Genomic DNA, 12277 nt, shown 5'->3' with positions numbered 1-12277 from the left:
ATTAGTTATACTGCTCTACAATATTTTTCAATTCATTGAGTTTAAGCAGTGCTTCCACTGGTGTCAACCTGTTGATATCGGTTTCTGAAAGCACCTGGTTGATGCGCTTCATGTCTTCCGATAAGCCATCGAAAATATTGAGCTGGAAATTAGGTGCCGGCAATATTTTCTTCACCTTCTCAGTAGTTGGCTCTGCACTGCCGTGTTTTTCTTCCAGCAGTTTCAGTATCTCTTCTGCTCGACTCAATAATACCGGTGGCATACCAGCCATGCGCGCTACCTGTATACCGAAGCTGTGCCTGCTGCCACCGGGTGCCAGCTTGCGCAGGAAGATCACTTTGTTGCCTGTTTCTTTGTGCGTGATGTGGTAGTTGCGTACACGAGGTAACTGTGGTTCCAATTCGTTCAGCTCGTGGTAGTGTGTGGCGAACAGTGTTTTTGGTTTTGTAGCGCTGTTATGCAGATGTTCTACAATAGACCATGCAAGCGAGATACCATCATAGGTGCTGGTGCCGCGGCCTATCTCATCGAGCAATACCAGGCTACGGTCGCTCAGGTTGTTGATGATGCTGGCGGTTTCGTTCATCTCTACCATAAAGGTACTCTCTCCACCACTCAGGTTGTCGGATGCACCTACACGGGTAAATATCTTATCAGTTAGCCCAATGTCTGCAGCATCCGCTGGCACAAAGCTTCCCATATGCGCCATCAGCGTGATGATAGCGGTCTGACGCAGCAGTGCCGACTTACCACTCATGTTGGGGCCGGTAAGGATGATGACCTGCTGTTCTTCTTTATTCAGTTCAATATCGTTGGCTACGTAAGCTTCTCCCGGCGGTAGTCGCTGTTCAATTACAGGGTGACGACCCGCTTTAATAGACAACGTAGCTTCATCGAGTAGATTAGGCCTACGATAATTATATTGTTTGGCGCTTGTAGCAAAACATAGCAGGCAGTCTATCTGCGCTATGATATTGGCATTAGCCTGTATCGATGCGATGTATGGTTCTATCTCAGCTAGTAGTTGTGTATACAGCTGCATTTCGATAGCCAGTATCTTTTCTTCAGCACCCAGTATCTTCTCTTCGTATTCTTTCAGCTCGGGGGTCACATATCGCTCTGCATTGGCCAGCGTCTGTTTCCTGATCCATTCCGCAGGCACTTTGTCTTTGTGTGTATGCGTTACCTCAAGGTAGTAACCGAATACATTGTTGTAAGCGATCTTCAGAGAGCCGATACCGGTCTTTTGCGCTTCGGTTTGCTGTATTTGCAGCAGGTAAGATTTACCACTACGTGATATTGTTCTCAGTTCATCCAGTTCTTTCGATATGCCTTCTGCTATCATGCCGCCTTTGTTGGCTTGAGCGGGCGCGTCTTCTATCAATACAGTGCGTATGCGTTTCTGAAGATCAGTGAGAGGCAGCAGTGATTGAACCAGCCTGCACAATGGATCATGCTCAGACGCGAGACATTTATCTCGCATCTGCTCCATGAATTGCATGCTCTTAGCCAGCTGCATCACCTCGCGTGGGTTGGCTTTCTTCAATGGTATCTTGCCCACCAGTCGTTCCACATCGCCTATCTGTTTGATCAGCGTCAGTAGCTCGTGGTTGAGGTCCTGGTCTTTTATGAAATGTCCAACCAGGTCAAGCCTTTGGTTAATGCGGTTGATATCGTACAACGGAAAGATAAGCCAGCGTTTCAGCATACGTGCACCCATTGGGGTGTATGTATTGTCAAGAGCGTCGAGCAGGCAGCTGCCTTTATCGTCACTGCTGTGCACCAGCTCCAGGTTGCGGATCGTAAACCTGTCCATCCACAGGAAGTCATTGGCAACGATGCGCTGCAGCGAATTGATGTGTTGCAGGTTGGGGTGCTCGGTATCTTTCAGGTAATGCAGCGCAGCACCGGCAGCGAGTAGCGCAGCCTTCATGTCTGACACGCCAAAACCTTTCAGCGATTGCGTCTGGAATTGCTGAAGCAGCAGGTCGTAAGTATACTGCTCCTGGAATACCCATTCATCCAGCAGGAAGGTGTAGACCTTCGTATCGAATTGTTCTTTGAAACGTTTTTGTTGCGACTTGGACAAGACGACTTCCGAAGGCTGGAAGCTTTGGAGCAGTTTGTCCATGTACTCCACGTTGCCTTCGGCAGCATAAAATTCACCCGTGCTTATGTCGATAAAGGCGACACCGCAAAGTGGCTCGCCAAGGTATAAAGCAGCAAGAAAGTTGTTGGTCTTATTTTCCAGCAGCTTGTCGCTAGTAGCAACGCCGGGTGTCACCAGTTCGGTCACGCCGCGCTTTACGATACCTTTTACAGATTTAGGATCCTCTAGCTGGTCGCATATGGCTACACGATAACCGGCTTTCACCAGCTTATGGAGGTAGGTATCCATCGAGTGGTGGGGGAAACCCGCAAGGTCGATCGATGCAGCAGCACCGTTAGAGCGCTTGGTGAGTGTAATTCCCAATACGCGCGAAGCGATGTGTGCATCCTCGCCAAATGTCTCGTAAAAATCGCCCACCCTGAACAGCAAAACAGCATCGGGATATCTTGCTTTAATATCCCGGTGCTGCTTCATTAAGGGCGTTTCCTCTGGTGCCTTCTTCGTTACTGCCATACCAGCTACAAACCTAAGAAATAGCCGCTACTGGTTTACCAGGAAGTCCCTCGAAAACTCAAGATTATATCCACCTTTTTTCCACGGAATGCTTTGCCATTCGGCTGTTGGACGAATATTGGCTTTGTTATTTCCCTCTTTTACCTCAAGAGGGAGGGTAAAGCCCGGTACTGTATTCTTAAAACGGTAATGCAATTCTTTTTTCTTGATATACCAGTCTACGGTGGGGATGCTCGTCGTCCGCAGGTATTGATCAAAAAGCGGCTTCAGCTCAATGCCGGTGAAATTGATGATAAAATTCTCTATTTCTGCGCTGGTCACGGTTTGGTGCCAGTAGGTCTCGTTCATTTTGCGCAGCAGCTGGCGGAATTTCGCATCGTCGTTCATCAGCATACGTATCATGTGTACTACCGCCGAACCCTTGTCGTATTTATCAGACGAGCCATCGTCGTGCACCCCGTAGTCGCCAATAACAGGACGGTCATTGCGGATGTTCAGCCATTCGCCGCGGGTGTACTGGAAGGCCTTTTCCTTGCCGAAAGCGCATTCAGCAAACAGGGCCTCGGTATAGGTCGTGAATCCTTCGTGCAGCCAGTTATCGGCAAAGTCCTTGGCCGTGATGTTGTTGCCATACCATTCATGCCCGCTCTCGTGCACGATGATGAAATCGAACAGCATACCTATACCTGAGGCGCTCCGGTCTATGCCCCGGTAGCCCAGTTTGTATTCGTTGCCGTATGCTACAGCACTTTGATGTTCCATCCCCAAATAGGGAGCTTCTACCAGCTTATAACCATCCTCATAAAAAGGGTAGGGCCCCATCCAGTACTCAAAGCAGTGCAACATTTGTTTCACTACCGCAAAATGTTTGCGGGCTTTTGCTTCGTTGTGGCGGAGTACATAAAAGCTCAGGTCTAGCTTACCTTTTTCGCCCATGATGGTATCGGTCCAGCTCACGTAGTCACCGATGTAATAGGTGGCGTCATAGTTGTTGATAGCGTTGTCTACCTGCCAAACCTGCTCACCGGTAGTGAGCGATGTTTTTAGCTTGCCGTTGCTGATCGATACCATTGTACCAGAGCCTTGCTTATAGTTTGCAAATGGCTTTACATTGATATCCATACTTATCGGCTCATCTCCCTGGTCATCTTTACAAGGCCACCAGCTACTTGCGCCAAGGCCCTGGCACGCCACCGCCAGCCAGGGTTTACCGGTACTATCCTTTGTCCAGATAAGCCCGCCATCCCATGGTGGAAGTTTAGCTTCTCTTGGTTTGCCGTGATATTTTATTGAGAGTGCATACTTGCCTTTTGCCAGGGTCTTAAATGGATGCTGTACCCACCATACATTTTCCTCCTTTACAAAGGATAGCTTAATGTTCTCATCGACGCGCGAGCCATCGCGAATGAGTTCTATTTCGTCGATCACAAGTGGTTCCTGCAGATCGATCTGCATACTGTCTGTGGGCGTGTTTGTAATGTCAAACACTATGATGACCTTACCTCGTATCTCTTTGGACGCTGTGTCTAACAATACATCCAGGTTGTAATTTCTCACATCCCACCAATTCCTGCCACTTCCATTCCCACCTCTTAAGCTATCCTGACGGCTATAAGCAAAAGTGGTATTTGCTGAGAGCAAATACCACATGCATATTGTTACCGTGAAGAAAATAGTTCTCTTCATGTTGTTTTATTATTGGGCTGCGATGTCAGTTACTTCTACATCAAACATCAGCACAGTGTTTGGTTTGATAGCACCACCAGCGCCTTGTGAGCCGTAAGCCAGTGTAGAAGGGATGTACAGGGTACCTTTGCCGCCTTTTTTCAGCAGCGCAACACCTTCGTCCCAGCCTTTGATCACCTGGCCCATACCCAATACGAATGAGAATGGTTGTACGTGTTGGAAAGCAGGATCAACGTTAGAGTCAAATGTTTTGCCATCCAGTGTTTTACCTGTGTAGTTCACAGTTACTTTCTGGCCAGCCTTAGCGTTTTCGCCAGCACCCGGCTTGTCTATTTTATAGTACAGGCCAGAAGCAGTTTTTTGTGCTTTGATGTTGTTTTTAGCCAGGTAGTCAGCGATGATCTTGTCATCGATGCCTTTTTGCGCAGCCGAAGCAGTTTCCTGGTCTTTCATCATCTGCTCCTGTGTTTTTACAGACACCATCGAGATGTTATAGATGATCTTTTGCCCTGTACCGCCCCTGAACCATGTTGGTTTTTGGTCGCCCATAGGTATGCTGTCCGCCACCATGCGGAATACAGCACTGTCGCCAGCAGTAAGCAGCATCAGACCTTCTGGCAGGTCGCCTTTGAAAGACGGAGCCGGCAGTTGGTAAGGGACAGGCTTGTTATCCATAACCGCCCTGCTATCGTACAGCAGTGTATCGCCTACAGATGTACCGTTTGCCGATACCCTGATGTGCAGTTCCAGGTAGTCGCCCACTTTCGGCGTCATGCCTTCTTTTATGTCGCGAACTATTTTATACTCCAGGTTGTTGGGAGTTTTTGTGAAACCGTCGTTTGCGGCAACGACAGGTGCTTTATCTGCTTGTTTTTTGTTTTTCTGAGCGTACGCCGCAGTGGCAGTACAGCCGATAAGGCCGAGAACGAGAAGCTTTTTCATTTTTGCTTTTTCCTGGTTTATTTAAGATTGTAGATATACTATTTAATGTCCAGCAGTTCTACGTCAAACAACAGAACTGAGTTTGGCGCTATCGGGCCATTGCCTTGTGGACCGTAAGCGAGGGGAGAAGGTACAAACAATTTTGCTTTGCTGCCTTTTTTAAGCAACATGATGCCTTCATCCCAACCCGGTATCACCATGCCCTGGCCAACGTTGAACTGGAAAGGGTCTGTATGCTGGAACTGTGGATCAACATTCGAGTCGAATGGTTTTCCGTCCAGTGTCTTACCTGTATAGTTAACGCTTACTGCCTGGCCTTTTTGAGGTGTTGCTCCAGTGCCTTCTTTTTCAACAACATAGTACAAGCCTGATGCCGTTTTTTGAGCAGTAATGTTATTTTTTGTTAAATACTCCTGGATGATGCGGTCGTCAGTCTCGGCTTGTTTGCCAGCGTTAGATTTCATTTGCTGTTCTGCCTCTGCCTGAGATTTTACAGACACCAGGACAACGTCATACTGGATCTTCTGACCGTCTTTCATGAACGGAGGCATTTGACCGCCGCTGGCTTTTTTGATCGAATCAACCGGTACGCGGAAAGATGCGCTATCACCGGCAGTCAGCATGGTGATACCTTCTTCCCATGCACCTTTGAACTGCGCAGGGCCCAGTACGAATTCTGCAGGTTGGCCGCTGTTGATGTCGCGGCTTCTCAGCAGCACCGTATCGGTCTTGTCGTCTTTGTAACGGATGGTGATGTGCATAGCTACCACATCGCCCACGATAGGTTTGCGGTCGCCTTTTTCGTCTTTTATTATATTGTATTCAAGTCCTTCTTTGGTCTTTTTATAGCTGCCGCCGCTTTTGCAGGCGCCAAAACCTAAAACAGCCACGCTCAGCATGGCAACGGGTACGAAACGATTTGTCATGTTTTTAAATTATCGGGGGTGAATATCGGACAAAATTTCTTTAAAACGAGTAACAGTATCTATAAAACTTAACGTGGAGCGGCCGCCGGAGGCATTGAAGTGACCGCCGCCGCTAAAATGCTCGCGGGCGAATTTGCTGACGTCAAAATCGCCTTTGCTGCGGAAAGACATTTTCACTTCGTCGTTACGCTCGGTGATCAGCGTGGCAAAGCGCACGTGTGAGATGCTCAACGGGTAGTTGACAAGACCTTCGGTGTCTCCCGTAGTAATGTCAAACAGCTTCATGTCTTTGCGCGACAGCGCTATCAGGCCTGCGTTGTACTTGGGGAAGATCTCCATCTTTTCTAACAGCACATATCCAAGGAACTGCATCCTGCGCAGCGACCACGAGTCGTAGATGTTTTCGTGGATGGGGCTGTGATCCAGACCCCGGCGTTTCAGGTCGGCTACCATTTCGTGCACGCTGGCCGTGGTAACCGGGAAACGGAACGAACCGGTGTCCGTGAGTACACCGGTATAAAGACATTTTGCTATCGTCGTGTCTATCAGGTCGGTATCGTTGGCAAGTTTGATAAAGTCATACACCATTTCGCAGGTGCTGCTTTTTTCAGGGATGCTCATACCATAGTCCCACACCGGGCTGGGCAGCAGGTGGTGGTCTATCAGTATCTTGGGCTGTGTCGCTTCCGCCAGCTGCGTGGTCATGTGTTTGGTACGGCTGAAGTCATTGAAGTCGACGCCAAAGATCACGTCGCTTTCCTGCATAGCCTTTATGGCCAATTTCGATTCTGCTTCGAAGTTCAGCAGGTTTTCTACGCCGGGCATCCACATCAGGAACTCGGGTAGCTCGCTCGGCGAAACCCCTGTCACTGTATGGCCCTTTTTTACAAGGTAGTGGTAAAGACCAAGCATGCTCCCGATCGCATCACCATCAGGTTTGTGGTGAGTGGTAATAAAGATCTTCTTGGGTGTCTGAAGTAACGGGAAAGCATCCTGGATCGGTCGCATTATGGATATTCTGATAAGAGCGCAAAAATAAGGAGTTCTGCTTCATTTGCGCCTCTGCTGCGCCAAAATCCAAATTATCCCCCTACCTTTGCGGCGTCAAATTCAAAGAATATATTTTATGTCTAACCGCACCTTTACAATGATCAAGCCGGACGCAGTAGGAGCCGGTAATATTGGTAACATTCTGCAAATGATCAACGCTGCAGGTTTCCGCATCGTTGCTATGAAATATACACAGATCACCCTGGCCCAGGCTGGTAAATTCTACGAAGTACACGCTGAGCGTCCTTTCTACGGCGAACTGACTGAGTTCATGAGCAGCGGACCAATAGTTGCGGCCATTCTCGAAAAGGAGAATGCCGTTGCCGACTTTCGCAAACTCATCGGTGCTACTAATCCGGCACAGGCAGACGAGGGTACGATCCGCAAACTGTACGCAAAATCGATAGGCGAGAACGCAGTACACGGTTCTGACAGCGACGAGAACGCGAAGATCGAAGGCGACTTCTTCTTCAACGGTCTGGAACGTTTCTAATATTATCTATATAATATAATTGATAAACGGCCTTGCACCTGCAAGGCCGTTTTACTTATCAGGCATCTCTAAGACAGTATAGACGGCAACGTTTCGTCAGTGACGATTAAACGTTTACCTTTGCCATTCTTTATATAAAATCTCGAATCATACAGCAATGCATAACGCTTATTTTCACTACGCAGAGCCTAAAAATGAGCCTGTACTGAACTATGCTCCGGGTAGCGCCGAGCGCAAAGCACTTCAACAAGCCCTCGCCGATCTGAAAGCAGAGACACGCGATATACCTATGTATATTAATGGCAAAGAAGTGCGCAGCAACAGCCAAAAAGAAATTCGTCCACCACACGAGACTGGCCACCTGCTGGGACATTTCCACGAAGGTACCGGCGAACATGTGAAGCAAGCCATTGATGCAGCACTGGCAGCCCGCCAAAGCTGGGCTGATATGGCCTGGGAACACAGGGCGTCTATCTTTATGAAGGCTGCCGAACTGCTGGCTACAAAATACCGTTGGAGGATGAATGCTGCTACCATGCTGGGGCAGAGCAAGAACGCTTACCAGGCAGAGATTGATAGCGCTTGTGAACTGATAGACTTCCTGCGTTTTAATGTTCATTTCCTTACACAGATATATAACCAACAGCCTCTTTCACCACAAGGTTTCCACAACCGTATGGAATACCGCCCGCTGGAAGGCTTTATCCTGGCTGTAACACCATTCAACTTTACAGCCATTGGCGGCAACCTGCCTACTGCACCGGCTATGTGCGGTAACGTGGTAGTATGGAAACCTGCCAATACGCAGATATACAGCGCCAGCGTGTTCATGGAGATCCTGCTCGAAGCAGGTCTGCCTGCTGGTGTCATCAATCTGGTTTATCCTTCGGGCCCGACCATAGGTGATATCTGCTTCAAACATCCTGATTTCGCAGGTGTACACTTCACCGGTTCAACCGGCGTGTTCCAGACAATGTGGAAAACTATCGGCGAGAATATCGCGAACTATAAGTCTTATCCACGCATCGTAGGCGAAACAGGTGGTAAAGACTTTGTAATGGTGCATCCAAGCGCCAATGTAGATTCAGTGGTAGCTAACATTGCCCGCGGTGCGTTTGAATACCAGGGCCAGAAATGCTCGGCTGCCAGCCGCGCCTATCTGCCGTCGAACCTTGCTGAAGAAATAAAAGAGAAACTGATAGCTGAAGTACGCACCATGAAAATGGGCCGCGTTGACGACTTTACCAATTTTGTGAACGCTGTTATCGACGAGAAATCGTTCAATAACCTTGCGAAATATATAGACGGAGTAAAGAACAGCGCAGGCAAAGCAAAGATCATTTGCGGTGGTAACTATGATAAAACAAATGGATGGTTCATCGAGCCAACCATTATCGAGGCTATGGACCCGTATTATGTAACCATGTGCGAAGAACTGTTTGGCCCCGTAATGACCATTCATGTGTACGATGCTGATAAGTGGGAAGATATCCTTCATGTAGTTGATAATACATCCGGTTATGCATTGACAGGTGCCATCTTCGCACAAGACCGCTACGCACTGGAAACGATGACAAAGAAACTGGTAAATGCTGCCGGTAACTTCTATATCAACGATAAGCCAACCGGTGCAGTTGTAGGGCAACAGCCATTTGGCGGTGCGCGCGCTTCGGGTACCAACGACAAAGCAGGTTCTATTTTGAATCTGTACCGCTGGCTGAATGCCCGCACAGTAAAAGAAACCTACGTGCCGGTTACCAACTACAGGTATCCGTTCCACCAGGCAGATTAATTTGCCAATAAGTTCTATACCGCTGAGCCTGCTTGATAGCAGGCTCAGCTTTTTTAGGCCAATAATGCCTACTTTAGCACAAAGTCTGCAGATGTTAGGTTTAATATTCAAACTGATCGATAAATTCCTCGTTCCGTACGTTGGAAAAAAAGAAAAGTACTATGCCTTCAGGCGACTCTATGAGCTCAGCATACGGGGCATGAATATTGGCGGCGGCAGTGACGTGCACGACAGTGGTGAGTTTGCTGTATTACAACTGCTAAAGCAAAAGTTTGAGTCGAAAGAGAAGGTGGTTGTTTTCGACGTTGGTGCCAATGTCGGCAACTATGCAAAGGGCATCCTGGATATTTTCGGCAGCAGCAAGGTTGATTTGCATTCCTTCGAACCTTCGCCCAAGACCTTTGTTAAGCTGGAGGAAACACTTGAACCTTATCGTGGTAGCAATATACACCTGCACAATTTTGGTTTGAGTAACACTGCCTGCGAGATCGAGCTGTTCCAGGACGCAGAGCTGTCAGGCATGACCAGCGTATATAAGCGACGTATGGATCATTTTGGAAAGGATTTTAACATCGCTGAAATGGCCAGTTTTTCCGCCCTGGACGAATTTTGTGTTGATAACGGGATTGAGGCGATCGACTTTTTGAAACTGGACGTTGAAGGTCACGAGTTGAAAGTGCTGGAAGGTGCATCAAATATGCTACCCAAAGTGAAATATATCCAGTTTGAATTTGGCGGCTGCAATATAGACTCGCGCACTTTCTTCCAGGACTTCTACTACTTACTGAATAGCCAGTTCGACATCTACCTGATATTGAAGGATGGCATTCAGAAGCTGGATGGATATAAAGAAACTTACGAACTCTTTATCACCACCAATTTCCTTTGCATCAATAAAAGCTTATAAAAAAAGCCTGCGAAGAGCAGGCTTTTTAGTTATTTCAATTCGCAACTAGCATTGACCATGGCGGGCGTAAACGTAAATTGTGGTATGCCACCCATGCTTGAGTCTGCAGTGAAGCCCCCCAGCAGTGCGTTTAGCATTGTTGCGGTATAGGTCTTGAGCGTCGACTCGTTATTTTCACACATGCGTTTAGCATTTTTATTGGTCTGGTCTTCGATCACGAAATTAATAGTCGTATCGTAGGTAATAACGCCCACGTTGCATTCGCAGGTATGGTCTTTCTTGCACGAGGCAAATATCAGGCTTGCAAACAATGCAAGTGTTGCAATAAGTGGGAGGTTTAGCTTTTTCATTTAATAGTAGTTATACGGTTCAAACATACATTTTTTGTGCCGCTTTTTACAGCTTTACGGATTTCCATTTGCCCTGTCGGAAAATTAAGATCGCCGCTATGGCGATCGCACTTTCAGCAATAGAGATGGCAGAGAATACGCCGACAGGCCCCAATTTCATCACAATAGCAAGTACGTAGGCCAGTGGTATCTGGAACATCCAGAAGCCAAACACGTTCAGTATTGTGGGGGTCCTGGTATCGCCGGCGCCGTTGAAGGATTGGGAGATAACCATGCCGTAAGCATAAAAAATGTAGCCAAGGCACACTATCCGAAGGCAAAGAGTTCCATTACTCACCACTTCTTCATTGTTGTTGAAGATGCGCACTATCGGTTCGGCCAGGAAAAAGAATAACACTGTGACACCCGCCAGGAAAAGCATATTGAAATAGGCCGTTCTCCATACTGATCGTTCGGCACGCTCGGGTTGTTGCGCGCCGAGGTTTTGCCCGACCAGGGTTGCGGCCGCGTTGGCCATGCCCCAGGCGGGTAATATGGCAAACACGATCACCCGGATGGCGATCGTATAGCCCGCCAGCGCATTGCTGCCGAAGTGCGACAGGATACGTATCAGGAATATCCAGCTGGCAGATGCAATGAGGAACTGTGCCGTTCCGCCTGAAGCGATCTTTAGCAGGTTACCCATAATAGGCGGGTCCAGCTTCAGGTGTTGCGGTTTTACTTTGATAATTCCTTTGCCGATATATAGATGATACACCTGGTAAAGCACACCTGTGCCACGGCCGATGGTTGTGGCCAGGGCGGCGCCGGTCAGTCCAAGAGCAGGTATTGGTCCAAACCCGTTAATGAGGGTAGGGCAGAGGATGATATTCAGGATATTGGCCAGCCATAGCGAACGCATAGCGATCGAAGCGTCTCCGGCGCCGCGGAAGATGCCGTTGATCATAAACAGCAGCATGATCACGAAATTGCTACCTAGCAAGATCTGGGTATAGCGATAATTTTTAGCGACCATTTCCGGCGCGGCACCCATTAGTAACAGCAGGTCTTTGGCAAAAAATATACCGAGTATGCTTATCAACAATGCTATTACCAGCACTACATAGATAGCCTGCATAGCTGCGTGCGATGCTGCATTCATGTTCTTTTCCCCAGTGCGGCGGGCCACCAATGCAGTAGCACCCATGCTCAGGCCGATGCCGATGGAATAAATAATGGTGAGCATTGATTCTGTCAGTCCTACGGTAGCTACTGCCTCTACACCCAGCTTGCCTACAAAAAATACGTCTACTACGGCAAACAGCGATTCCATCAGCATTTCCAGTATCATAGGTACAGAGAGCATGAAGATGGCTTTATCGATGCTACCGGTGGTAAATTCTTTCTCCTGCCCGGTGACGGCGGTTTTCAAAAGGCCAACAATATGTAGCGCACGTGATTTTTGTGCACGTTCAGTCATGAAAGATGTTTTTTGGTTGATGATGAATAGCAGGGTTTGCAAAGACCGG

Annotated in this window: 10 protein-coding genes; 3 read left to right on the top strand and 7 right to left on the bottom strand. The window is 48.1% G+C overall.

The features are described 5' to 3' along the window. Position 1 precedes the first annotated feature (1 nt). The 5 genes from mutS to P2W83_RS00565 all read right to left on the bottom strand — a co-directional run bounded on the left by mutS (position 2) and on the right by P2W83_RS00565 (position 7185). Positions 2–2584 (bottom strand): DNA mismatch repair protein MutS, encoded by a 2583-nt coding sequence (mutS, locus tag P2W83_RS00585; RefSeq protein ID WP_276131729.1) that lies wholly within the window; start codon positions 2582–2584, stop codon positions 2–4. Positions 2585–2650: 66 nt separating this feature from the next. Next, positions 2651–4309, bottom strand: coding sequence for a M1 family metallopeptidase (locus P2W83_RS00580; RefSeq protein ID WP_276131728.1), 1659 nt, complete (start codon positions 4307–4309; stop codon positions 2651–2653). A gap of 9 nt (positions 4310–4318) precedes the next feature. After that, on the bottom strand, positions 4319–5251 hold the full coding sequence (locus tag P2W83_RS00575; RefSeq protein WP_276131727.1) for an FKBP-type peptidyl-prolyl cis-trans isomerase: 933 nt from the start codon (positions 5249–5251) through the stop codon (positions 4319–4321). Between the two features lie 38 nt (positions 5252–5289). Continuing rightward, positions 5290–6177 (bottom strand): FKBP-type peptidyl-prolyl cis-trans isomerase, encoded by an 888-nt coding sequence (locus P2W83_RS00570; RefSeq protein WP_276131726.1) that lies wholly within the window; start codon positions 6175–6177, stop codon positions 5290–5292. A gap of 9 nt (positions 6178–6186) precedes the next feature. Then, the gene (locus tag P2W83_RS00565) at positions 6187–7185 is read right to left on the bottom strand and encodes a DHH family phosphoesterase (RefSeq protein WP_276131725.1); all 999 of its coding nucleotides are present in this window, start codon (positions 7183–7185) and stop codon (positions 6187–6189) included. Positions 7186–7303: 118 nt separating this feature from the next. Between P2W83_RS00565 and P2W83_RS00560 the strand changes: the two genes are divergently transcribed. The 3 genes from P2W83_RS00560 to P2W83_RS00550 all read left to right on the top strand — a co-directional run bounded on the left by P2W83_RS00560 (position 7304) and on the right by P2W83_RS00550 (position 10419). Next, entirely contained in the window at positions 7304–7720 is a 417-nt protein-coding gene (locus P2W83_RS00560; RefSeq protein ID WP_276131724.1) for a nucleoside-diphosphate kinase, read from the top strand. A gap of 157 nt (positions 7721–7877) precedes the next feature. After that, positions 7878–9512: an L-glutamate gamma-semialdehyde dehydrogenase gene (gene pruA / locus P2W83_RS00555; protein WP_276131723.1), complete on the top strand. Its 1635-nt coding sequence runs from the start codon at positions 7878–7880 to the stop codon at positions 9510–9512. A gap of 91 nt (positions 9513–9603) precedes the next feature. Beyond that, positions 9604–10419 (top strand): FkbM family methyltransferase, encoded by an 816-nt coding sequence (locus P2W83_RS00550; protein WP_276131722.1) that lies wholly within the window; start codon positions 9604–9606, stop codon positions 10417–10419. A 29-nt stretch (positions 10420–10448) separates the two neighbouring features. Here P2W83_RS00550 and P2W83_RS00545 read toward each other — a convergent pair whose 3' ends face one another. Next, positions 10449–10769: a hypothetical protein gene (locus P2W83_RS00545; protein ID WP_276131721.1), complete on the bottom strand. Its 321-nt coding sequence runs from the start codon at positions 10767–10769 to the stop codon at positions 10449–10451. Positions 10770–10815: 46 nt separating this feature from the next. After that, the gene (locus P2W83_RS00540; RefSeq protein WP_276131720.1) at positions 10816–12228 is read right to left on the bottom strand and encodes an MATE family efflux transporter; all 1413 of its coding nucleotides are present in this window, start codon (positions 12226–12228) and stop codon (positions 10816–10818) included. Positions 12229–12277: the final 49 nt, after the last annotated feature.

It is taken from the genome of Polluticoccus soli (assembly GCF_029269745.1).
Taxonomy (GTDB): Bacteria; Bacteroidota; Bacteroidia; order Chitinophagales; family Chitinophagaceae; genus Polluticoccus; species Polluticoccus soli.
Note: the sequence above shows the minus strand (reverse complement) of the source record. Positions and strands in the feature narration are given on the sequence as shown.